The sequence below is a fragment of the Nostoc sp. NMS8 genome, from assembly GCF_017115045.1.
Lineage (GTDB): Bacteria > Cyanobacteriota > Cyanobacteriia > Cyanobacteriales > Nostocaceae > Nostoc.
Genome location: NZ_JABXKK010000119.1, coordinates 36,841 through 58,839 on the forward strand (window position 1 = coordinate 36,841; position 21,999 = coordinate 58,839).

22 protein-coding genes are annotated in these 21,999 nt (G+C 39.3%); 13 read left to right on the forward strand and 9 right to left on the reverse strand.

Features of this window, described 5'->3' with window-relative positions; genetic code table 11:
• Window positions 1-357: 357 nt before the first annotated feature.
• Window positions 358-1,206, reverse strand: coding sequence for a CmcJ/NvfI family oxidoreductase (locus HWQ39_RS32725; protein ID WP_292854117.1), 849 nt, complete (start codon window positions 1,204-1,206; stop codon window positions 358-360).
• 331 nt (window positions 1,207-1,537) lie between these two features.
• Here HWQ39_RS32725 and HWQ39_RS32730 point away from each other — a divergent pair, with 331 nt between their 5' ends.
• Window positions 1,538-1,822, forward strand: coding sequence for a metalloregulator ArsR/SmtB family transcription factor (locus HWQ39_RS32730; protein WP_292854119.1), 285 nt, complete (start codon window positions 1,538-1,540; stop codon window positions 1,820-1,822).
• A gap of 129 nt (window positions 1,823-1,951) precedes the next feature.
• On the opposite strand, the gene HWQ39_RS32735 is transcribed toward HWQ39_RS32730, so the two are convergent.
• The gene (locus tag HWQ39_RS32735; protein WP_292854121.1) at window positions 1,952-2,752 is read right to left on the reverse strand and encodes an ABC transporter ATP-binding protein; all 801 of its coding nucleotides are present in this window, start codon (window positions 2,750-2,752) and stop codon (window positions 1,952-1,954) included.
• Window positions 2,753-2,756: 4 nt separating this feature from the next.
• Window positions 2,757-3,749 carry an ABC transporter substrate-binding protein gene (locus tag HWQ39_RS32740; protein ID WP_292854123.1) on the reverse strand — a complete coding sequence of 331 codons (993 nt, stop codon included), beginning with the start codon at window positions 3,747-3,749 and terminating at the stop codon, window positions 2,757-2,759.
• A gap of 952 nt (window positions 3,750-4,701) precedes the next feature.
• Here HWQ39_RS32740 and HWQ39_RS32745 point away from each other — a divergent pair.
• Both HWQ39_RS32745 and HWQ39_RS32750 read left to right on the forward strand, forming a co-directional pair.
• Entirely contained in the window at window positions 4,702-5,118 is a 417-nt protein-coding gene (locus HWQ39_RS32745; protein ID WP_292854125.1) for a DUF2809 domain-containing protein, read from the forward strand.
• Window positions 5,096-5,323 carry a DUF167 domain-containing protein gene (locus HWQ39_RS32750; RefSeq protein WP_292854127.1) on the forward strand — a complete coding sequence of 76 codons (228 nt, stop codon included), beginning with the start codon at window positions 5,096-5,098 and terminating at the stop codon, window positions 5,321-5,323. Before HWQ39_RS32745 ends, HWQ39_RS32750 begins: the two co-directional genes overlap by 23 nt.
• Window positions 5,324-5,446: 123 nt before the next feature.
• On the opposite strand, the gene HWQ39_RS32755 is transcribed toward HWQ39_RS32750, so the two are convergent.
• Window positions 5,447-6,058, reverse strand: a complete 612-nt coding sequence (locus tag HWQ39_RS32755) for a glutathione S-transferase family protein (RefSeq protein ID WP_292854129.1) — start codon at window positions 6,056-6,058, stop codon at window positions 5,447-5,449.
• A 199-nt stretch (window positions 6,059-6,257) separates the two neighbouring features.
• Here HWQ39_RS32755 and HWQ39_RS32760 point away from each other — a divergent pair, with 199 nt between their 5' ends.
• The 4 genes from HWQ39_RS32760 (at window position 6,258) to HWQ39_RS32775 (ending at window position 8,527) form a co-directional block, all read left to right on the forward strand.
• A complete protein-coding gene (locus tag HWQ39_RS32760) occupies window positions 6,258-6,959 on the forward strand; it encodes an SOS response-associated peptidase (protein WP_292854131.1) in 702 nt (233 codons plus the stop codon).
• Between the two features lie 103 nt (window positions 6,960-7,062).
• Window positions 7,063-7,584 (forward strand): photosystem I assembly protein Ycf3, encoded by a 522-nt coding sequence (locus HWQ39_RS32765; RefSeq protein ID WP_292854133.1) that lies wholly within the window; start codon window positions 7,063-7,065, stop codon window positions 7,582-7,584.
• A 68-nt stretch (window positions 7,585-7,652) separates the two neighbouring features.
• Window positions 7,653-7,943, forward strand: a complete 291-nt coding sequence (gatC, locus tag HWQ39_RS32770) for an Asp-tRNA(Asn)/Glu-tRNA(Gln) amidotransferase subunit GatC (protein ID WP_179064808.1) — start codon at window positions 7,653-7,655, stop codon at window positions 7,941-7,943.
• Window positions 7,944-8,266: 323 nt separating this feature from the next.
• Complete coding sequence (locus HWQ39_RS32775) at window positions 8,267-8,527, forward strand: MoaD/ThiS family protein (RefSeq protein WP_292854136.1); 261 nt, start codon at window positions 8,267-8,269, stop codon at window positions 8,525-8,527.
• Window positions 8,528-8,568: 41 nt separating this feature from the next.
• Here the strand turns inward: HWQ39_RS32775 and HWQ39_RS32780 are convergent, their stop codons facing one another.
• Window positions 8,569-9,426, reverse strand: a complete 858-nt coding sequence (locus tag HWQ39_RS32780; RefSeq protein WP_292854138.1) for a lysophospholipid acyltransferase family protein — start codon at window positions 9,424-9,426, stop codon at window positions 8,569-8,571.
• Window positions 9,427-9,553: 127 nt separating this feature from the next.
• On the opposite strand from HWQ39_RS32780, the gene HWQ39_RS32785 reads away from it, so the two are divergent.
• Complete coding sequence (locus HWQ39_RS32785) at window positions 9,554-10,153, forward strand: arsinothricin resistance N-acetyltransferase ArsN1 family B (protein ID WP_292854140.1); 600 nt, start codon at window positions 9,554-9,556, stop codon at window positions 10,151-10,153.
• A 252-nt stretch (window positions 10,154-10,405) separates the two neighbouring features.
• Here the strand turns inward: HWQ39_RS32785 and HWQ39_RS32790 are convergent, their stop codons facing one another.
• Complete coding sequence (locus tag HWQ39_RS32790) at window positions 10,406-11,530, reverse strand: aliphatic sulfonate ABC transporter substrate-binding protein (RefSeq protein WP_292854142.1); 1,125 nt, start codon at window positions 11,528-11,530, stop codon at window positions 10,406-10,408.
• A gap of 362 nt (window positions 11,531-11,892) precedes the next feature.
• Here HWQ39_RS32790 and HWQ39_RS32795 point away from each other — a divergent pair, with 362 nt between their 5' ends.
• From HWQ39_RS32795 to HWQ39_RS32810, 4 genes are all read left to right on the forward strand, one after another.
• The gene (locus HWQ39_RS32795) at window positions 11,893-12,561 is read left to right on the forward strand and encodes a cadmium resistance transporter (protein ID WP_292854144.1); all 669 of its coding nucleotides are present in this window, start codon (window positions 11,893-11,895) and stop codon (window positions 12,559-12,561) included.
• A gap of 376 nt (window positions 12,562-12,937) precedes the next feature.
• A complete protein-coding gene (locus HWQ39_RS32800) occupies window positions 12,938-14,137 on the forward strand; it encodes a multidrug effflux MFS transporter (RefSeq protein ID WP_292854146.1) in 1,200 nt (399 codons plus the stop codon).
• Between the two features lie 163 nt (window positions 14,138-14,300).
• Window positions 14,301-16,748 (forward strand): glycosyltransferase family 39 protein, encoded by a 2,448-nt coding sequence (locus HWQ39_RS32805; RefSeq protein ID WP_292854148.1) that lies wholly within the window; start codon window positions 14,301-14,303, stop codon window positions 16,746-16,748.
• Window positions 16,749-17,030: 282 nt separating this feature from the next.
• Complete coding sequence (locus HWQ39_RS32810; protein WP_292854150.1) at window positions 17,031-17,978, forward strand: glycosyltransferase; 948 nt, start codon at window positions 17,031-17,033, stop codon at window positions 17,976-17,978.
• A 248-nt stretch (window positions 17,979-18,226) separates the two neighbouring features.
• On the opposite strand, the gene HWQ39_RS32815 is transcribed toward HWQ39_RS32810, so the two are convergent.
• The 3 genes from HWQ39_RS32815 to HWQ39_RS32825 are packed head-to-tail and all read right to left on the reverse strand — an operon-like array spanning window position 18,227 to window position 21,150.
• A complete protein-coding gene (locus HWQ39_RS32815; protein ID WP_292854152.1) occupies window positions 18,227-18,982 on the reverse strand; it encodes a hypothetical protein in 756 nt (251 codons plus the stop codon).
• A 42-nt stretch (window positions 18,983-19,024) separates the two neighbouring features.
• On the reverse strand, window positions 19,025-19,768 hold the full coding sequence (locus tag HWQ39_RS32820; RefSeq protein WP_292854154.1) for a chromosome partitioning protein ParB: 744 nt from the start codon (window positions 19,766-19,768) through the stop codon (window positions 19,025-19,027).
• 2 nt (window positions 19,769-19,770) lie between these two features.
• Entirely contained in the window at window positions 19,771-21,150 is a 1,380-nt protein-coding gene (locus HWQ39_RS32825; protein WP_292854156.1) for an AAA family ATPase, read from the reverse strand.
• 264 nt (window positions 21,151-21,414) lie between these two features.
• Between HWQ39_RS32825 and HWQ39_RS32830 the strand changes: the two genes are divergently transcribed.
• Window positions 21,415-21,783 carry a zinc ribbon domain-containing protein gene (locus HWQ39_RS32830; RefSeq protein WP_292854158.1) on the forward strand — a complete coding sequence of 123 codons (369 nt, stop codon included), beginning with the start codon at window positions 21,415-21,417 and terminating at the stop codon, window positions 21,781-21,783.
• The last annotated feature ends 216 nt before the right edge of the window (window positions 21,784-21,999 follow it).

A 21,999-nucleotide genomic window follows, 5' to 3' on the forward strand; every position in this document is an offset into this window, starting at 1 on the left:
TAGCAAAATTCCATAAGAAGCGATCGCAACTGAAAATATCATACACTATCTCGATAGATTTACCGTAGTATTTATTTACTGTATTTTAGACAGTCGGAACAACCAGAGGCTCAGAAGTACCCAAAAAACCGCGCTTATGTCTATCCTGTGTGCAGTAACAGCGAGGATAAAGACTTAAGCGCAGTTAAAAATATTGACCGTTGACGTCAACGAAGAGGAAAGGGGGCGGGGGGCAGGGAGCAGGGGGAAAACCCCATAAATAAATTTATTGGCTCTGAAACCCTTCTGGCAGGTGAATTCCAGAATCTTTCTCCCCTGCCCCCCGCTCCCTGCTCCCCTGCCTCTTAGTCATTTAATCTATTCGGGGTAGAAAACTACCGTCCTTAACTCAATACTCTGACGAGGTGGAGCATCCGATGGGCTAGTAGGGTCATCAAAGCCAGTATGACCGGCAAACCTAGCCCGTCCGTCTTCTGCGGAGTCAAAGCACTTAATAAATAGCGCTTCGTCTTGCTGCATCTGCGGGAAATAAAACCATTGATGTGATGGGTTATAGGTGATTGAGTAAGTTTCACCAGCGTAATTGGGATACAAGAGATCGCCCGCCACCAAGTCTGTAGGTGCAATACTCAGAGCGTCGCACACTGCCAATGGTGATTCCTGGACTGGTGCGATCGGTCGCCAAATGTTAATCAGTGCAAACCTTTTTTGCAGCGCTTGATCGATGTTATCTATTCCCTGCTCTGTCAATACCTTGCGAGCGCGAGTATAGCCAGAATTGGCTGTAAAGTCATTATGCACGCGCTTGACTGGTTCCCTAATTTCGTTCTCGCCTGGCTGCGAAATTTCAGCGTTACGAAGAGTGTGATCGAATATCAGTACTTCTGTTGCACCTATCAACTCTTTCAATAATTGCTTGGCTTCAGGATAATAGACGCTGCGGATCTCATCTTCATCATAGAAATCACTGACTTTACTTTTATGTGCGGTAAAGTCGAAGCCTTGGCGCTCTAAGGATACTTTATCTGAAATTTCCCGTGCATTACGGATTGGAACTTTGTGTGTCTCATACTTTCCGTTGGAGCGGGGAACCCCTGCTGGGGGTTCATAGGCATAGTTGACAAGCTTTTCTGCCATCGGGGTGAGGTAGTTCAGTTCTGCCTCAACGTGTTTCAGGTCAGAGAAAAAACGATTGTCTCTACTCATTGCTTACATCCTTGTTCAAGAAGTTCAGACAGATTAAAATCCCCTAGAGTTGAGTTGGAGTGTAATTAACGCTCAATACTCAGCAATTGATCGCAATTACATCTAACGGCGTCAGCAAACTTACAACACGCCTCAGCTATGTTGCCATTTGACTCAAAGTAGCAGTTGATATTTGTTAACGTCGATCTCGTCAGGAATCTTCAGTACTAGATGATTATAGTTAAATACTTATTTAACCATTAGAGTATTCAGCATAACAGAATTTTGGCAAAATGGTCAAATGATTGTTTGAGTATTTGAGTAAAATGCCGGAGCTTGCTATGATATGGGGATGATTGAGAAAAGAAATTACGAAAACCGTGCGAAAATCTTCACGGCTCTTTCAGATCCAACACGCCTGCGATTAGTAGATTTACTCTTGAGTACTGACGAAATTAGCTGTTCAGAAATTGCCGAGCAGTTGGATATTAGCTTGTCTCTTTCTTGTCACCACTTAAAAGTTTTGACGGAAGCAGGTTTGGCGAAGAACTATAAAAAAGGGCAAGCAAGATACTACTCAATTGATCGTGCTGTTCTCAATAGTACTTTAGAGAGTTTAAACAGTTTTATTAGTTGAAGAAGGGACTGGGAAAATTGTTCTGGGGATTCAGACCAACACCCAAGTTTTGTTCGCGCAGCAATGCCTCCGGTGAGCTATGCTTATGCACGAGAAGAAAACTCTTCCTACCCCCCAGTCCCCAGTCTATTACTCCTGAAACAATACTTCCTTTGCCGATTTAGTATCACTACGGGAATCAGCACCCAGTAAACTACGTAGATGGGCGGCCATATTGGCGAATTCTTTGCTGTTAATATCGTCAATCTGCGTTGTATCGACAATTTCTTTCACAGTTCCAGGTACCGGCCTCATCACTAAAACTTGATGTCCCAAGTACACAGCTTCTTGTATGGAATGAGTAATTAAAATAATCGTAACGCCTGTGTTTTGCCAAATAGCGTTGACTTCGTATTGGAGTTGAGTACGTGTCAGGGCATCTAGGGCAGCAAAAGGCTCATCCATGAGCAGAATTTGCGGTTTCACAGCCAAAGCACGGGCGATCGCTACCCGTTGTTTCATCCCTCCCGATAGTTGATGAGGATATTTATCTACGGCTGCTGAGACTCCAACTAAATTGAGATAGTGTAAAGCCTCTTCATTAGCGGTGCTAGCTGCTTTACCTGTAATATTGAGGGCGTAAACGATGTTTTGCCGTACAGTTTGCCAAGGTAAGAGTTGCTCAAAATCTTGAAAAACAACCATCCTATCTGGCCCTGGAGAAGTGATTTTTTTGCCTTTCATCAACAATTCGCCGCTGCTGATGGGCTGAAAACCTGCGATCGCTTTTAGCAAACTACTCTTTCCGCAACCGGATGGGCCAATAATTACAAACTTTTCTTTTGGTTTCACAGCAAAGCTAACATCTTCTACAGCTGTAAACCGATGCTTACCTTCTTTGTAGATAATTTGAACACTGTTTGCTATGATTAACGGCTCTAATTTCGCCATGAATTCAATCTCCTCCAACGCCTTTAAGCGTCGGTAAAATTAATTCATCAATTGATTTAGGCTGCTGATTTAGCATACCTATTTCATGCATAAATTCTCCATATTTCAGGAAAGCTCTTGGCTCAAGACCATATTCTACAGCCCGATCGGTAATCCACTTTTTATATTGCTCTGCTGAGATTTTAGCACCATCTATCTGTGAGAGAATTTTTGCCGCTTCATCAGGTTTGTCATTCAAGAGTTTAGTAGCATCTGCGATCGCAGTATATAAAGCTTTGCCAAATTCAGGATATTGATTGTAGAATTTCTCCGTAGTAAAGATGCTGGCAGCACTAATCTTACCAAAAACATCAGAACTCTTGAGAATGACTCTACCACCTTTTTCAACTTCTTGAAATTGGAAAGGTGGTGTTGTAAAGTGTGCATCAATTTGACCATTCAATAGAGATTGTAACCCTAACGGGTGAGCGAGAGATTGTATATTCTGATCGAGGGCTGTAGCATTACCTAGTTCTTTTTGTGCTGCCCGACGTAGTACAATTGCTTGAAGAGAATCAGGAGACGGTAAGCCAATTTTCATCCCTGGCTTAAAATCTTTTAAACTTTTTATGTTCGAGTTCTTGACGACCAACCAAAACTCACTATGATTAAGTGAAGCTAAAATTTTCCATCCTACACCTTTGTCCCAACCAACAAGAAATGGCCCAACGCCACCTGCACCAACTTGTAGTTGATTTGCAAGAATTCCATCCCGAATTGCTGCACCATTCGATAATTCTTTCCATTCAAACTTTGTCTGTGGAAATTGCTGTTCTAAAATTTGCTGCTGTTTGACAATTAGTAAATTTGCATAGTTGATTCCTGGTTGATAGGCAAGTGTTACTTTTTCTGGAACTTTTGAAGCTATTTGATTACTAGAAGTGCAAGCCACGAATACAAAGGTTAGCAGTGCTAATCCAATCAATAAACTCCAAGAGTGAAATTGCTTGAATTTCATTATTTTATGCCTCTCCTCGCTGCTTTAATAAACTTCGTTCTTGCATTTAAAATTCCTGAGTAATCAGCTAAAAAACATCTAATTTGCATAATTTAATTAAATATAACTCTTGTGGGGTGGGCAAAATGAGCGCCCAGTCTAAGCAATTTATAATTATTTTCAACTGCATAATATTTTTAAAAATACTGTAAGTTAATAGAGATACAGTATTTTGTGAATTTAAACGAAAGTATCACACAGTCAGAAGCAAAAAACAAGGTGTGTTAACAAGTTCGTAAAATCTTTGTTTTTTTCTCAGCGTTCTCTGTGCCTCTGCGGTTAAATAAATTACTTTTAGAGATAAGAGGCACAAAGAAAATAGACATATAGCAGTTCTCGTTCACGTGAGGTACACCCGTAGGGGAAATCTGCGGGAAGCCGCTTTGCGTCTACATGCACATTGGTGTCAACTTAAGTTGGAAATAGCTTAACTGTTGGCTTCCATGCCCGCCCGGAAATAAATTTCTTTGGCTTTTAGGCTTAAGTCTACTTCAGTCCACTGGAAATTTTTGGCGATACAGCACTTACGGCAGCTATGAGGTACATTCTCAAAGCTGAAAGCTATGCTAAGAGAGGGACAAGGAGAAAATTGTATTGCATAATAGCGGGAAGCGCTGTATTTAGTCATCTTTAGATGACTTTAGCTATGAGACGGGAATTGAAATTCCCGGCGGACAAGCGGTTTCACGTTAAGTTGACACCAATGCTACATGCATTGCCCCTACACCTTGCGATGTAATTTTGTACCGCATTTGAGTGGGAACCGCTATAAGAGCTTAAAGAGGAATTTATAGACTAAAATTTACATTCACCTAAGCGTTGCTTAAGAGTAAAGTTATACCTAAGTTTGTGTAGTCAAGACTTCTAGTTGTTCGGGCTGTTAAAATTTTGCTTAGTCTCTAGCCTATAGAAAATGCTTCGATATCGTAACCAAACAATATTTCTTATTATTTCTGTACTCATCGTTGTACCGATGGGCTTTTTGTTTAAGTATTATAATGGGCCTGCCCATCACTGGTTTAACGACTACGGAGCGGCTGTATTTTACGAAATATTTTGGTGTCTGTTCGCGTTTTGGTTTCTCAGAAGTCGAGCGGCTGTAATCCAAATTCCTATATGGGTTTTTGTCATCACCTGTATACTAGAATTCTTGCAACTTTGGCATCCGCCACTATTAGAGGAAATTCGCGCTACTTTGATAGGTAAATTGTTACTTGGTACAACCTTTGTTTGGTGGGATTTTCCTCATTATTTATTTGGTTCTGTTTTAGGTTGGTTGTGGCTGCAACAATTATACAGAATAGGTTATGCAAAAAAGAATCAAGGTTAAGCCTAATTCAAAACAGCAAAAGATTGAAGAACAATCTGATGGTAGTCTAACTGTGTATTTAAAATCGCCCCCAGTCGATGGTAAGGCTAATGAAGAATTAATTAAACTATTAGCAGATAAATTTGATATACCCAAATCTCATATCAGAATTAAATCAGGTTTGTCTTCTCGGCAAAAGCTGATAGAAATTGATACAGATACTTAACTGCTGTTTAACAATACCTTTTTAGAAGACTCTACTTCCTCCTGAATGTGAGGCTATATCTCACCCAGTAAATCCTCTACTAGGGCCAAGAAACGAGAGACAAAAACTTGCAAAATCGAATTTTTACGCTTGTGTAATACTGATATAGCTTGGTTGGGATTTGACTCTTTCTATCCAAGCTTTGATTGCAGGAAATTGTGTTAAATCAAACCCGCCTTCATCAGCTACATGAGTGTAAGCGAATAAGGCAATATCAGCAATTGTGTAGCGCTCGCCCACAAAAAAAGTGTGAGAAGTTAAATGTTTATCCATCAAGTTAAGTGCTGTATAACCTGGTTCACGTTTTTGCTTGATAGCTTGACTATATTCTTCAGTTTTACCTAAAATAGAAATCCAAAATCTTGATGTAGCAATAAAAGGCTCATGACTATATTGTTCAAAACATAACCATTGCAGCACTTGCGCTCGTAAAAAGCGGTCATAAGGTAAAAATTCTGTGCCTTCACTCAGATACACCAATATGGCATTTGATTCTGCCAAATATTTCTCTGGCTCGATTTCTAAAATAGGTATCTTCCCATTGGGATTTTTACTTAAAAATTCTGGTGTGCGAGTATCACCTTTCAAGATATTAAGCTCTATTCTCTCAAAAGGCATACCTAGTTGTGTCAATAAAAGACGTATCTTATAACCATTGCCAGAAGGTAAAAAATCGTACAGACGCAGTAGTTCCATGTTAAAATACAGTTAGGAAAATGCTAATAAGTAAAGGTTCAAAATACAATATCTTACCAAAAGATTTTCCCAAAACCGGATATTTTTTTTGTATTTAGCATCTGAACGTACTACATAAAATTATCTGAGAAAATAAAAAAAAGTATTATTTATTTCTAGATTGAGATGTTTAATTTAGTCAGTGGTCGAGAATAAAAGTATGTGTGGAAGATTTACGCTAAACCAGTTGGCAGCAGGATTATCTCAAGTTTTCCATGTGGAGTCAGTTCCAGATTTAGCAGCTGAATATAACATCGCACCTACGCAAATGGTGGCAACAGTGTTACAAAATCCCGAAAGCGAAAAGCGTGAATTTAAGCAGTTGCATTGGGGGTTAATTCCGTCATGGGCGAAAGATGCGGGAATCGGGGCAAAGCTGATTAACGCCAGAGCAGAAACCGTTGCCGAAAAACCATCTTTTCGTTCGGCTTTCAAGCATAGACGCTGTTTAGTGCTAGCTGATGGCTTTTATGAGTGGCAACGCCAACCAGGTAAGAAACAGCCATTTTATTTTCGTCTCCAAGATGGGCAACCTTTCGGCTTTGCCGGTTTGTGGGAGAGATGGAAAACCCCTGCTAACGAAGAAATAATCTCTTGTACAATTTTGACAACGGCAGCTAACGAATTACTCCAACCCATTCATGAGCGGATGCCAGTGATTCTGGAGCCACAAGATTACGATTTATGGCTAGATTCCCAAGTGCAAACGCCCCAAACCCTACAGCAGCTATTGCGTCCCTATCCAGCGCCAGCAATGACTGCATATCCAGTTAGCACCTTGGTAAACAACTCTCGGCATAATAGTTCAGAATGTATCGTACCCCTCAGTCAGGAGAATGCCCCCGCAAATCAGTTAAATTAGCTATTGAGTGAATTATGGAATTGGGGAGACAAGGAAAATAACCAATGCCCAATGCCCAATGCCCAATGCCCCAGTACGCAATACGCAATACCCAGAGACAAATATGCCAAGAACACAGAAAAACGATAATTTTGTTGACAAATCCTTTACAGTGATGGCGGATATCATTTTGAAGATCCTGCCAACTAACAAAAAAGCTAAAGAAGCGTTTGTTTATTATCGAGATGGTATGTCGGCCCAGGCGGAAGGGGAATATGCTGAGGCATTGGAATACTATGAAGAAGCTCTAACACTAGAGGAAGATACTAACGATCGCGGCTATATTTTCTACAATATGGGGCTAATCTATGCCAGCAATGGCGACCACCAAAAGGCTTTAGAACTATATCACAAGGCAATTGAGTTAAACCCACGCCTACCCCAAGCTTTGAACAATATCGCCGTGATTTATCACTACCAAGGCGAAAAGGAAAAAGAAGCTGGAGATAACGAGGCTGGCGAAGCACTTTTTGACCAAGCCGCAGACTATTGGATTCGTGCTATTCGCATGGCTCCCAATAACTACATCGAAGCCCAAAACTGGCTGAAAACCACCGGGCGATCGCAAATTGACGTATTCTTCTAAAAGTGATGAGTTAGGAATTATAAATCATCTACTCCTAACTCTGCACTCCCCACTCCCCACTAAAAAATATGATTGACCAAGAACAAGTTCACAAGGTAGCTAATCTTGCTCGTTTAGAGTTGACTCCACAAGAAGAAGAACAATTCACTACTCAGTTGGGAAGTATTCTGGACTATATTGAACAACTGAATGAACTTGATGTCACTAACGTGGCCCCAACAACACGGGCAATTGATGTTAGTAATATCACACGAGAGGATGAGTTGCAACCCTACCCTGACAGACAAAGTATTCTCAATGGTGCGCCTGAACAGGAAGGCGAATTTTTCAAAGTACCAAAAATCCTCAATGCTGAATAGTCATGGAAGAGGAAAAGGGGAACAATTAATTGTCGGTCTTGCTTCAATCCCACGCCGTTGCGCGTGGGTTAATTCTGGCTCAAGCCGGACTGAAATGGACATGATATCATGTCCGGCTAAAGACTTATCATTTAAAGCGCAGGGGGCGGGGAGCAGGGGGAAAGAGGCTTTTGGGATTTTTGCACAGATACGGTAATCATAAGTGATTCACCGCACTTGATTATGATATGAAATCATGCAGTTAGTAATGTATAATTAACCCCAACAGTTCAGGGTGCTTGTCAAGTATTGAAAAACTTGCTCGTACTGCCAAAGTATGTTCTATGTCTAAATCTGCAATCACCGTTACCGTCAAGTTGTTCGCTGCTTATCAAGAAGCCTTTAGGGTTTCGGAGTTGGTGCTGGAATTTCCTAATAGTATGCCAGTTAAATCAGTATGCGATCACCTCATAGCTGAACACCCTGAACTCTCCCAATGGCGCGATATAACTCGGTTTGGGATTAATCTGATATTTGTCGAACCAGATACACTACTACAAGATGGGGATGAAGTTGTGCTGATTCCACCAGTTAGCGGTGGTTAGGAAAACAGTTATGAGTTATGAGTTCTCTAAGTAATAACTACTCAAAGAGAATTGGCATTAGCAGTTAGTTCCACTAAGCGGTCTAACTCTTGCTGCATCTGACTAACAACTAATTCATAACATTCATTGACATAATAGCGATCGCTAGCTGCTTCACGACCGTAGCGTTCAAATATAATTGGCGGACAAACCCGCGTATATATGGGCACTGGCAATGGAATATTGGGTAATGGGCCAATTGCTAATCCCCAAGGCAGTCCGAGATAGATTGGAAAAACTTCTGGGTCGATACCTAATAGCCAAGGCATCCCCCACTCGTGGAGTTGCTGCACAACTTTGTAGCAGTCAGCGATGATAATGAGTGTATCGTGAGCGCCCCAGGAAATCACAGGCACAATCGGCACATTTTCCCGTAACGCTAACTTGATAAATCCTTGCCGTCCCGCAAAATAGATTTTGTTACGTAAATAAAACGGTCGGAAGACATCTTCGGCTCCACCAGGATATACTAGTACACTAGCTCCAGAGTGTAAGGCAGTATAAGCCATTTTCGGATGGGCGATAATTGCTCCAGCCTTGGCGGCTAGTTGCGCTAGTGGCGTGCTAACCTGCCAAGCCTTGGGATGCATCAAACCATAAACGGGTTGATCTACACCAAATCGTCGGAACCAGTCATACATCACCATTGCCATGTCGGGTGCTGCGAGTCCCCCATTGTGCGAACCGACAAATAGAACTTTTTGTTGGGGTGGAATATTATCCCAGCCACTAGTTTTAACTCGGAAATAGTGGTGATAGAAAAAGCCAAACACAGGCATCAGAGATTCTATGAACTTTGGATCTCGCTCATCCAAAGACCAGCCGGGTTTTTTATTTAATAAATGTTGCTTTTTTGACATCGATGCATTCTAGCAGCATTGGCAAAGTTCAAACAATCCTTTTTAAATCAAGATGCGGGGCTAATTCTTCCATTCCCTATTCCCTATTCCCTATTCCATAATAATTAAAACCCAAAAAGGATCTGCTGTGAAGGCTCTAATTAGACTAGCTCATGAAAGTGATGCCTTAAAAATGCTGGCAATTTATGCGCCAGTTGTGCGGGAAACTGCAATTTCTTTTGAAATAGAGCCTCCCAGGCAAACGGAATTTGAAGGACGCATTAATAACTATCAACAGCAGATGCCTTGGCTAGTGTGTGAAATTAACGGTGAGCTTTTAGGTTATGCCTATGCTACTCCCTACCGGACTCGTGCTGCCTATCAATGGTCTGTAGAATCATCCGTGTACGTAAATGCTGAACATCGCAGAAAAGGAGTTGCTAAAGCTTTGTATACTTCCCTTTTTGGGTTGCTGCAACTCCAAGGATTTTATAATGTTTTTGCTGCGATCGCTTTACCTAATCCAGCAAGTGTTGCTGTGCATGAAGCTGTCGGTTTTTCACCTGTAGGTGTATTTCGCAGAGTTGGATATAAATTTAGTGAATGGCATGATGTCGGCTGGTGGCAACTATATCTGCAAAAAGAGCTACCTTTATCTATAAATCAGCCTCTTTCTTTGCTAGAAGTTCAAAAATTGTCTCTGTGGAATGAAGTTTTAAGAAGTGGTCTTTTATTACTTCGCATTTAATAAGCTAAAAACATCTAATTTGCATAATCGAATTAAACATAACTCTTGTGGGGTGGGCAACATGAGTGCCCATCTGATGCAATTTAAATATGGAACAGCTGATCGTGTCAGTTAAATTAAACCGCGTCTACCTTGAAAACCATAGTTTTTTGGAATTAGTTAAAGCTCATAACTCAAGGCATGAACAAATAATGTACTCTCCCTAAGAACTCCAGGTTTCAAAATGGACGAGGTTAAGGTATGAAAATCAGATTAATAAGTCCAGTTTTGCTTAGTCTGCAAACTATAGGTTCCATCTTTCACATTCACCCGCTCAGGAATTAGATTTAAATCTCTAAATATATTTGCCTGATGTTGTAAAGCATTGAGCGATTGGTCGTCAATCGGAATGATAGCGCGTTCGCCACTATGTTTCTGTAAAAGTTCTACAATAGATGGATCGATTTCATGGTGTTTTGCCAATCGTTGAACAGCTTCTAATTCCTGTTTATTAGCCCAAGTTCCAGCTTCGTTTACCTCTTCTAAAATCACCTTGAGTAAGTCGGGATAGTCGCGTACCAATTCGGGAATTGCATAGTAATAGGTGGGAACTTCCACGGAGGCTTTGTCACCAAATATGCTTTCTAGGTCTGCAATCGATCGCCCTGGATAAGCGCTTCGGGCTTGGGTTGCTGTGTAGGGAACCCAAATCACCCAAGCATCGAGTTCACCCCGACGGAATCGCGGCAGCGCCTCCGGTTGTGTAAGATAAACTGGCTCGATATCGTTAAAATCGAGGCCGACTTTTGCCAGCGATCGCACAAGTATATAATGTGCGCTTGAGCCTTTGTCAAAAGCGATCTTTTTACCCTTCAGGTCTGCTAGTGTCTGAATTGGTGAATCTTCCGGCACTAAAATTGCTTGACCTTTGGGAGCAGTATATTTTTCTTTAGCCACCCGCACAAATACATGATCTGCCGCTTGAGAGAAGATGCTGGCTGTGGCACCGCCGCCGCAGAAATCAATTGTCCCATTGCTTAGTGCTTCTATCAGAGAAGAGGCTGATAAAAAACTTGTCCAGGTAATAATCAGCCCATAAGGTCGCAAACGGTTTTCCAGCAAGCCTTGATCGCGGAGAACTTCCAGATTTGTCATTCCCTCTGGATATCCAATTTTGAGTTGCTTGAGCCGCCGCGCTTGCTCTGCTAAGGGCGTGTTGCTAGATTGAGCAGAACGCTGAGAAAACCAGCGATCCAAAACTATACAGAAAATTATCCCCCCCGTAAACAGTCCCACGGTTTCCAGCAATTGGATTGTGGAGCTTTTGGATAGTTGGAACTGATTACCAGATTCAGAAGCAGCAATAGCATGACCGTCAAAAACTAGAGGTAAGACCAAAATCGAGACAAGTCCGATGGAAAATAGAACTGCAAACCTATAGGTAGCCGATCTACGAGTGGTTGATCTGAACGACCGTAAGATGTTTTGACCTGTGCATCTAGGCAGAAGGTCAATCAAACGGCTAATCATAATGACTCCTTTAATAAATAGATAAATATAGGTGATGGCAATTGTTGGATGAATTGGAGATGGGGGATAAAGTCAAAGCACCGCTTGATATGTATAAGCTACCAGATTTGCTCTGAGTTACACCTAATATGCGATACTCACATTATCATATCGATATTGTGGTAATTCTCTACAAAGGTTGAGCGATCGCTAGTTTCGGTTATCAGATAGGTGTTGAGTGAGGATTGGTGATGGATTGGTTAATTGCAACAATTAAGATCGGGCTAGCTACGGCTGTGGCAACAACGTTTGACGACAATATTTATCTGACTGCTTTTTTTAGCGAGGTTAATCGGACTTTTCGTCCTCAGCATGTTGTAGTTGGTGAGATTCTGGGGTTCACGGCTTTAGTGATAGTAAGTTTCATTGGGTTCTTGGTAGGTCTAGCAATTCCGTCAACTTGGACTGGTCTACTGGGGATTTTGCCGATACTCATTGGCTTGAACAATTTGCTCAACCTAAATAAGGATGATTCAGCCGAAGATAAGTCAGCCAATCTGAAAAGAAACTCTAAATTTCATGGATTTGATTCTAGAAAGCGATCGCTCTGGGACGTAGTTCGCGATCCCCAGACCTATCGCGTCTCTGCGGTAACTATTTCCAACGGCGGCAACAATCTTGGGATCTATATCCCTCTGTTTGCCACTAGCTCAATCCAAAATCTCAGTGTAATCGTACCAGTTTGCTATTTCATTGTTTTTTGCTGGCTGTTTATGTCTTATAATCTAACTCGTCTACCTGGTATCGCTTTGGTACTCAGCCGTTATGCTAGCAAGATTTTCCCCTTTGTGCTGATGTGGCTGGGTTTCAGAATTTTGATGGACAGCGAATCCTATCGGATTTTTTTACCGAACACTTGACATATTGCTGCTGATAATGTAGAGAGAGTGTTTAAATTTGGCAGATTCCGATTAGAGGTAAGGAGCCTGTTATGTGGAAGAAGGGCATAGCTAGCGATTGCTAAGAGAACGATCAATACAGATGCTCGGATACTTTGTAGGGCTTCACCTGACTTAAAATGTAAGTTCTCCGAAAGGAGTACATTTCGCAACTCTTGGAGACACTACCGCATAGCAAGATCCCTGTAGGGGTACACTGCATTCGCAATTAATTTTGTTTATCTACTTATCTTTGCCCAGAGTGATATCTGCATTGCTATAGTAGTGTAGCCAGATAACCAGAAACAGCATCCCTCTGTCATCATTCAAGGTATTACAGCTATTTTCAATTAAAAGAATGCGAATTCGACCTAACACCTTGAGCTTCACTGTATTTTTAGGGGCACTCTCGGCTCTACCACCCCTATCAATCGATATGGGATTACCAGCTTTCCCGACAATTAGCGAGGCATTAAGGGCATCTTCTGGGTCTGTAGGGTTAACGCTGAGTTTATTCATGCTTGGCTTTGCCCTTGCCCAACTTGTCTTTGGCCCCCTCTCAGATCGTTTTGGACGCAAACCAGTTTTGCTATTTGGCTGTGGACTCTTCACGCTAGCAGGAGCAGCCTGTGCTGTTGCACCATCAATCGGTAGTCTCATCGCTTGGCGTTTGGTTCAAGGTGCTGGTGCTGGTGCTGGTATGGTGATGACATTGGCGATTGTCCGCGATTTATTTGAGGGTGCAACTGCACGCGCCCAACTCTCTTATGTCAACTTGGTGATGAGTGTAGCACCAATGATTGCACCGACAATCGGCGGTAGAGTGCTGATGGTGGCTAATTGGCGGGCTATTTATGGGACACTTGCGATCGCAGGTTTATTGCTAGTGTTATCTATTGCTCTAGGACTAAGTGAATCTATAGGGCATCGTGATGTAGATGCTATCCAACCAGTTCGCTTAATTAAAAATTACGGGCGCATTCTCACCAACCCAATCTGTCTTGGTTACGCCCTTGTTAATGCTTTTAACTTTGGCTGTATGTTTGCTTATGTTGCTGGCTCTCCCCTGGTGATGCTCAACGTTTTTGATGTTTCCACCGCAACTTACGGTTGGTTGTTCGCCTCCACCGCCTTCGGTATTATGGCAGGCTCTTTCTTAAATGGACGGTTGAGTATTCAAGGTGTGTTACCTTCACGTTTGTTGACTGTGGGATTAGTGACTGCTACAGCATCAGCGATCGCCCTGGTAATTGTGTCAGTGAGTGGTGTTGCTCAAGTAATAACACTGATGCCATTATTAGTAATTAATACCTTCTGTCGGGGGATTATTTCACCCAATGCGATGCACGGTGCAATTCAGCCAGTCCCAGAAAGTGCTGGGGTTGCTGCTGCTGTAGTCGGATTTATGCAGATGTTGGCTGGTGCTGTCGCTAGTGGATTAGTAGCATTTCTTTATGATGGTCATACAGCGATCGCCATGTCTAGTGTGATGGCTATATTTGCGATCGCTTCTTTCGCCGCCTATTTTGGACTGGTGCAGCGCAGTCAAGTTGTGTGAGTGCGATCGCCTACGATAAGCGCAAACCAAATTACTGGAAACTCGATCTATCGCCCTTACTGATGCCCAGTGCTAGAAGCCTTTCTGTTATCTGTGGCAATCGTTAGTTAAACGGCGATACATGACAGATATATAATTGGTATTTGTTTTTGAGTGAATAAATATGAGCTATTTTAACCATTATCAGCAACGAAAAGACTATATCATCCTCTTAATAATTTGGCTGATAGCATTAGCTATAGATAGAACTTGGTTTTTCTTAGATGAATCGATTCCAGCCTACGATCAAAGCGCACATTTAACGGTAGCACTGTATCATTATAAAGTTTTTCAAAACTTCAATATTTTCTCAGGAGATTGGTGGTTATCTCTGTGGCAATTAACTCCAAGTTATCGCGCTCCTTTCGTATATATTTGCACAGTACCATTTTTGATGTTGTTTGGACGGGGATCTGACCAAGCAAGTTTGGTCAATTTATTGTACACTGCGATGATTATACTTTCAGTGTATCATTTAGGGAATTTCTTATTTAAAAACCGAAAAACTAGCATAACCGCCAGCATATTTTGTCTGTTATTTCCTATTTTGGGAATTATGCGGACAGATTATTTAATAGATTATGGTTTGACAGCAATTGTTATCCTAACTTTCACAGTTCTGACGATTTGGAAAGATAGTTATATTCGGTTTCCATCATGGAGTTTAACTATTGTATTGGGCATAGGAATAGGTTTAATCATGTTGGCTAAACCTACAGGGATTATTTTTATTTTAGTTCCTAGTATTTGGACATTAATTAGTTTTATTAGAAAACGTAAATTAACCAAGCTAATTCAAACTTGCTTATCTTTGATGATAGCTTGGTTAATTTGTCATTTTTGGTATGGCGTAAATTGGTTAACGATTATTACATCGGCATTAAACGCTAACAAAGTCGGAAAAGGGGAGGGCGATCCTTCTGCTACAACTATTGCTGGATGGTTATACTATCCACAGATGATTCCAGAAAGCGTTGGTTTACCAATATTGTCTGTGAGTATTGGTATTTTATTGGTTTATCTGATTAAATATCGATTTAATACTGATTTAATTTCAGGAAATCTTCATAAATCGGCTCGAATTTGGTTATTAGTTACCTTACTCAGTAGCTATATAATTTGTACTTTGGGCACAAATAAAGATATTAGATTTATTCTGCCATGCTTTCCGATAATTAGTTTAATATTTGCTGATTTATTCAACTTAATTGAAAATATATATTTTGATATATTAAGATTAATTGCCATTGTGTTAAGTGGCATAATTTTACTCAATAATTTGTTTCCATTACCCCTAATTCAAACATGGGGTGGTAAACATTTACCTAATGATGATGCTAGGAAATATCCCCTGGATAAACTAATAAATAAAATCAACGAAACAGATGTATATTTAAGGTCAAATTTAGGGATAATTCCCGTTTCAGCACCTCAGATAAATGAGTTTACTTTAGATTATTTTGGGACATTAGCAGACTTTCGCGTATATGGCAGAAAATTAACAACAAACTTATCTCGCCTAGAGCAAGATTTACAATATTTCTCTTGGTATGTCACCAGAGAGAATGAACCAAATGAGCCGGGAGAAAGTGGAGAAACTAAACAGAAATTAAAATCTTTAGTGGAATCTTCTACTGATTTGAAATTACAGGGTGATTGGATATTACCTGGTAGAGATAAATTGCGATTATATCACCGCAAAAATCCTTATGTGGTTGTTCAAAAAATAAGTAATACTGAGTCTGGAATTAATCTAGAAAAAGTTGAAATTTCTCAGCAAGTAATTTTAGATAAAAATAACCCTGTAACCTATCAAATAACAGGTTCATGGGATGATTTGCAAAATGGACTATTACTGTTAAAATGGCAAAATGACCAATCATATTGGTATCACGATCATGCCATTGGCTTGGGTAATTTATACTGTGGCATCAAATGTCACCCAGAAGGAAGTTTCCGGGTAAAAGAGGACTTAGCCACATTTATTCCCAAAACACTACCACTAGGAAAATATCAACTATCAGCACTCTATTTAGATAGGAGAAACAATAAAATCACATCTTTAAATATTCCAGATATTACTGTAAATGTGACAAATGTAGGAACAGTAGAAAAATCGCCACCTTTAGATTTAGTTACCCGGAGTTCACAACTAGCACAAGAGTTACAACAGGGAAAATTAGATAATCTATTTGTACAGATAAGTAATTTCAATCAATACGATCCTACTCAAGATTATTTAAAACAAATTGAATTTGCAGGTAATTATCATCTACAAAAAGAGCCAAATAATTTAAATTGGCGTTACACTCTAGTGTTATCACAACTTTTACGGCGGCAAGTTCCAGAACTAATCCAAAATTTAATAGAATTAACTAAATATGATGCTGAAAATCCTTACACATATCTTTATTTAGCTTTTGTTTATTTATATAATTTTCAACCTTTACAAGCTGAACCAAATTTAGCGATCGCAGAAAAATTAAAACCAGATATACCAGAATTAAAAACTTTAAAGAAAGTAACAAATATTATGAAATTTTTGCCTCTAGAATGGTTTTCCACCAAGTAATAGGAGAAACGGGAAGTTGCTGATTGAGGGAAGCAACCTCAGTTCTAAAATTGCAATTTTAGCTTCGATATCGGGGGTTGAGATATGATTTTTTGATAGTCTGTTGTTATTTATCTACCTTGCCATGTGTTTTAGTCGAAATCTCAAGGACACGGGGCATTTTTGGGAGAAGCTATACCACAGCACGAGTTTTACCAATGCAGACAAACAGCGCGTAATATTAATATTAGTATCATCCATAACTAAAATAGCTTCATCTTCACCCAGTTATTAGTAGATAGTATGGCTAAAATTACTGTTTGCATTCCTACTTTTAATCGTGTTCATCTCCTTCCTTATGCTATTGACAGTGTACTTAATCAGTCTGAGCAAGACTTTGAGCTAATTGTTTGTGATGACGGTTCTAAGGATGGCACACCTGAGTTGATGTCACAGTACACAGATGAGCGGATTAAATATATCCGTCATCTGCAAAATATTGGTAAAAGTAATAATATGCGCTCTGGCTTTGATGCAGCCAGCGGTGAATATTTTATTAAATTTGATGATGACGATCGGCTAACACCCAATTTTCTCGCAAGTACCGCAGTTATTCTTACTCAAGACTCTAGCATTGATTTCGTTGGTACAGACCATTGGATAATTGATATTAACAATGTACGAGATGAGGCAAAAACTCAAGAAAATTCTCATCGCTGGGGTAGGAATAATTTACCCGCAGGGATTGTAAATAATTTGTTGGAAGTGGTATTTATTCAGCAAAGCTTTCAAGTTGGGGCAACATTATTTCGCCGTAAAACATTGCAAGAATTAGGATATATGCAGGCAAATCTGCAAAATTGTGAGGATAATGATTTATTTGTGCGTCTGGCTTTAGCTGGAAAAAAGGGCTATTATTTACCAGAATTATTGATGGAATATCGCTACCATGCAGAGCAGCAAGGTATCAATCGAGCTATTCCTTATTTATTTGATAAAATCCGGTATTTAGAAAATTATAAGTTTGAGTCTGAAAAAATAGAGACAATCAGGAAAAATCGTCTAACTGAAACAAAATTATTATTAGGTTTACGTTTAATTGAAAAGGGTGAAACGCAAAAAGGCAGAGAGCTAGTTTTAGCAGGACAGTCTTTTTCAACTCCTAAAGCTTGGACTGGTTTAGGTTTATCGTTGTTACCTATTGGGTTGCGAGGTAAGGCGTTTAATGCACTGCGACAGGTGCGGGGTTAGAGATTGACATAATTGTGCAACTGACTTTTACGTCATGTGGAAAGGGAGCATCCCAAATGTGTAAAAACATATTTTGTCATTACGAGCGTAATGAAATGGAGCGAAGCAATCGCAACACCTAGACCTTGCGATTGCTTCATTCCGCTTCGCTTCATTCGCAATGACAATCTGTTATCTTAGTCAATTTGCAAAAGTGGGATGCTCCCTGTGGAGAAGAAGAGGCCGAAATCGCAAAGGGATTTGCAAATCTACCTATTTTGTGGAATAGTTGGGGTAAGTTGGTAAGTTAAGTTGGATGTAAGTTGAGTAATTAAGAATAATGTACCAAGAGTTAAAGCTATGGATACAAGTGCGATCGCTAAAGAGTTAGTCTTCCAAAAGCTTAGTTTTCCTTGTGTATAAGCTGTATTGGTTATATTCACTTCCCGCCTAGCTTCTTCTAAAATTGATTGCAAAGCATTTATCTGCTCATCTTCTAGCTCTGCATATCTATCTTGTTTAAAAGCATTTTCTATAATTTTTACCTTTTCCTCGGAAGATAATTGAGCAACTTCTCTCTTGACAACTTCGTAAGGATTACTTTGCTTTATAGGTTGTGAGGATGGAGCTTGAGAGTTTGGTTGAAAATGTTGCTGACGAAATTGATCCAGTTTTTCATGCTTAACAGGTTCAGAGGATTGATTTGGTCTAATTGGTGGTTGAATCGGAGTATCTTGTCGAATTTCTTTTTTGGTAAAACTGTAGACGTTATTTTGCGTTATGGGTTTTGATGATTGATTTTGAGGTATTTGTGGTTGAGTTGGGATACGCTGATTATTACCTATTTCATTTTTCTTCAATGACCATTTATAATCGCTATCTTGGACAACCATATTTTTTAATGAAGAATACAAGTAATGGTTGACTTCCCGTTTTTCAACTCCCAATATATCAGCAATTTTTACTGCCCTTAAGGGAGTGCCACGTTTCAAAATTTCAAAAATTTTAGATTCCAGACTATCCATATTAGCCCCGAATTATTCTTGCAATTAAGATGTAACTAAATTTTAAATGAACAATAGCCGTGTCCAGCTATCAACAATATCTACCATTTTATCGCTACTTATACCTTTAATCTGTTTTTTGCCACTGGCAATTTTTACTCTTGTTAATACATCTTTCAAAGATTCAAAGTTTTTATTTTTACGCTCTTTTTCCACACCTTCAGCAACCTGAATAGCTTTTTTATCAGTAAAACCAGCGCTTCTTAATCTGAAAGTCAGTTCTAGTAAACTTAGACTATTAAATGCATCTAGTGGTGTAATTTGTTTGGGTATCTGACTTTCAATCAATTTCAGAGTTTCGTATAGTTTCTGTCTCTCTTGTGCCAATTCTGACCTTAAATCATTAATTTGCTTTTCCAACAAATTAAATTCATTATTTTTTGAAATCGATTCTGAATGATTTGTTTTAATTGAAGTTTTAATTTCTGATCTCTCATCAAAATCCAATCCCCTAAATGCAGCTACTTGCTTAAATATTTCATCTTCACTCTTAGGAGAAATTACAAAGGCATTGACCATTTCGCATTGACGAGGTTTTTTTTCTCTTGCTCTAACAGCAGCATAATATTCAAAGTATCCATCAATTACTGCATAAGTCTCTAAACCTGTAGTTTTCAAAACTAATGGTCTGATAATTCCCCCACTTTCTATAATCATATCAGCGAGGCTATTTAAAGCATCATCGGAGAAATTGGATGCAGGTATATCACAAGTAATATTTTTTACATCTACAGTATAAAATTTCATTATTAACTAACTCCTATTTCTTCTAAAACTTCTTTGGCTAACATCTCAAATTCCATAGCAGATTGTTGAGCATTAGCTTTCGATTCTGCATATTTTATAACTGATTTTGGATCTGGATATTCTAAATCTCCTATTGTTATAGTATTATTCATACATTCTGACAGAGAGGTTCTATCATAAATAACTGCTTCCATTAAAGGTAAGTCATACCGATCAGATATAACACTTCTTTGTCTCGGAAAAGTGTACTGCAAAAATTTAGCGTTAGTAGAAATTTTAGAAGATAGAACTCCTATTATGTTAATGGGTTGCTTCCCAATAAGTACTCTGAATTCATTAATTTGCTTTAGAAAGTTTTTGACTGTTGGTAAACCTTGATTTGCAAATGGTTTTAAATCTGAAGGAATTATTAAATAATCAGAAGCAATAAGGGCAACTTCAGCATAATAATCTCTTGATGGGGGAGTATCAATAATTACAATATCATAATCAGTTTCTACTGTTTTGAGTTTGGAAATCAGCCTACTTTTGCTTACGGCTATTTTATTTAGTGTATCTTGCTTATCAATCAAGTTAATGTGTGATGGAACCACATCTATTTCTGGATTATTAAAATAATGAGACTGACGCATAATTTCTGGTATAAAATTGAAATCTGATGATTCTAATAAACAAGATACATTTTGTTCGCGTAAATCATCATCTTCATCAAATTGAAATTTTATTAATCCTGTCGCAAAAGTAGTATTTGCCTGAGAATCTATATCAATCAGAAGTACTTTTTTACCTTTTTTACGTAATGCTGCCGCCAGGTTTACTGCAACAGTAGTTTTACCAACGCCGCCTTTATTGTGGTAGATTGCAATCGTTTTCATTGAATGTTTTCTCTTTATTTCAAAATTGGAATTTTTTTCAGTTATTTGAACTTCTGGTTGATCTACCAACTGTCCTTCTTTTAAACTATATCTACCAATTAAACATTTAATAGTCTCTAATTGAGTCTCAACTTCTTTGCTAGAACATTTAAATACTAGTTTGATATCAGTCTGTAATTTCTCATAAATTCTAATCTCTTTGCCATTAGTCAGCAATCCATACCTGACATTCAAGCTGGTTAAATAATGCCTGAGTCGGGGGACATGATTATTTAAGTTTTGTTTGGGATGTTTTGCCTCGATGACGACACTCAGGGGTGAGTTGGCATCTAAGACAAAGGGAATCACTTGCGCGGCAAATGCTAAAAAATCTAAGCGGATGCTACCAATGGCAACTTCTTGATGCCAGGTGTTAGGAGTATAACCTAGCTGCGGTAGCAAATATTGCACTATGAGTTTGCTTTCAACTTCGCTTTCGTTACGGCATAGCTCAGGATTAAAAGGCAATATTTTTCTACCTCTAAATAATTATTGGACTTGGGACAAAACCTTATATTTGCTAGATTATGCCATAACCTTAATGATTTTGAGTGATAGAAATCACTTAGAATAAATACAAAAGTCATCATAAAATTAGTGCTTTTGCTGATGAAATAACCACTTCTGAAAGCTAGTCATATTCAAAATTACCAGGCTGTGTATGTATTTCTCCATTCCCCCCGTAAATGGCTAGAATCAAGGTGTTTACTTTACTTATTTGCGCTAAAGGTTTTGGCTACTGTATCTTGTCCCCACTGTCATCAACTCGTTGATAGTCAAGCTATTAGTTGTCCCTATTGCCGGACAACACTCAAAGCTTACGGTCATCCCGGTATTCCATTGCACCGCGCTATTGGGGACGGGTATCTATGCGACACTTGCACTTATCAGGCTGATGATACTTGCAATTTTCCTCAGCGTCCCTACGCCAAAGACTGTACCCTCTACCAAAATATTGAAGAGACAAAGTTAGAGTTAGAACAGCAGCGTTACACCAACAGTTTTGCAGTAACGGCGAAAATTTGGGTAAAACGCAACCAAGCTTTGCTGTTGCTATTAGGTCTATTATTGGTCTGTTTGTTTTTCAGTCTAGTAACTTAGATGATTAGAACTGATACAGTTTGAAAATGCTCAGGGTGCGAAAGCGTTAAACCGAAAATGTACGGATACAGTATTGAATCTTTCCATCCCAGAGGTTGCAATTGCTCTTGATACGCTAGACGACTACGAGCAGCTACTATATATTTTATAAATCGGATAGGATGCTTAACCTACAATATATAGTGCTATATCTTTGTAGTTAAAAATTTAAATAAA

Bases quoted from the DNA above. Each gene is read 5' to 3' on its own strand.
- HWQ39_RS32810 (WP_292854150.1), top strand. From the start codon at position 17,031: ATGGCTAAAATTACTGTTTGCATTCCTACTTTTAATCGTGTTCATCTC.
- HWQ39_RS32780 (WP_292854138.1), bottom strand. From the start codon at position 9,426: ATGTCAAAAAAGCAACATTTATTAAATAAAAAACCCGGCTGGTCTTTG.
- HWQ39_RS32800 (WP_292854146.1), top strand. From the start codon at position 12,938: ATGCGAATTCGACCTAACACCTTGAGCTTCACTGTATTTTTAGGGGCA.
- HWQ39_RS32750 (WP_292854127.1), top strand. From the start codon at position 5,096: ATGCAAAAAAGAATCAAGGTTAAGCCTAATTCAAAACAGCAAAAGATT.
- HWQ39_RS32725 (WP_292854117.1), bottom strand. From the start codon at position 1,206: ATGAGTAGAGACAATCGTTTTTTCTCTGACCTGAAACACGTTGAGGCA.
- HWQ39_RS32735 (WP_292854121.1), bottom strand. From the start codon at position 2,752: ATGGCGAAATTAGAGCCGTTAATCATAGCAAACAGTGTTCAAATTATC.
- HWQ39_RS32820 (WP_292854154.1), bottom strand. From the start codon at position 19,768: ATGAAATTTTATACTGTAGATGTAAAAAATATTACTTGTGATATACCT.
- HWQ39_RS32755 (WP_292854129.1), bottom strand. From the start codon at position 6,058: ATGGAACTACTGCGTCTGTACGATTTTTTACCTTCTGGCAATGGTTAT.
- HWQ39_RS32775 (WP_292854136.1), top strand. From the start codon at position 8,267: ATGTCTAAATCTGCAATCACCGTTACCGTCAAGTTGTTCGCTGCTTAT.
- HWQ39_RS32765 (WP_292854133.1), top strand. From the start codon at position 7,063: ATGCCAAGAACACAGAAAAACGATAATTTTGTTGACAAATCCTTTACA.
- HWQ39_RS32760 (WP_292854131.1), top strand. From the start codon at position 6,258: ATGTGTGGAAGATTTACGCTAAACCAGTTGGCAGCAGGATTATCTCAA.
- HWQ39_RS32740 (WP_292854123.1), bottom strand. From the start codon at position 3,749: ATGAAATTCAAGCAATTTCACTCTTGGAGTTTATTGATTGGATTAGCA.
- HWQ39_RS32815 (WP_292854152.1), bottom strand. From the start codon at position 18,982: ATGGATAGTCTGGAATCTAAAATTTTTGAAATTTTGAAACGTGGCACT.
- HWQ39_RS32745 (WP_292854125.1), top strand. From the start codon at position 4,702: ATGCTTCGATATCGTAACCAAACAATATTTCTTATTATTTCTGTACTC.
- HWQ39_RS32805 (WP_292854148.1), top strand. From the start codon at position 14,301: ATGAGCTATTTTAACCATTATCAGCAACGAAAAGACTATATCATCCTC.
- gatC (WP_179064808.1), top strand. From the start codon at position 7,653: ATGATTGACCAAGAACAAGTTCACAAGGTAGCTAATCTTGCTCGTTTA.
- HWQ39_RS32730 (WP_292854119.1), top strand. From the start codon at position 1,538: ATGATTGAGAAAAGAAATTACGAAAACCGTGCGAAAATCTTCACGGCT.
- HWQ39_RS32795 (WP_292854144.1), top strand. From the start codon at position 11,893: ATGGATTGGTTAATTGCAACAATTAAGATCGGGCTAGCTACGGCTGTG.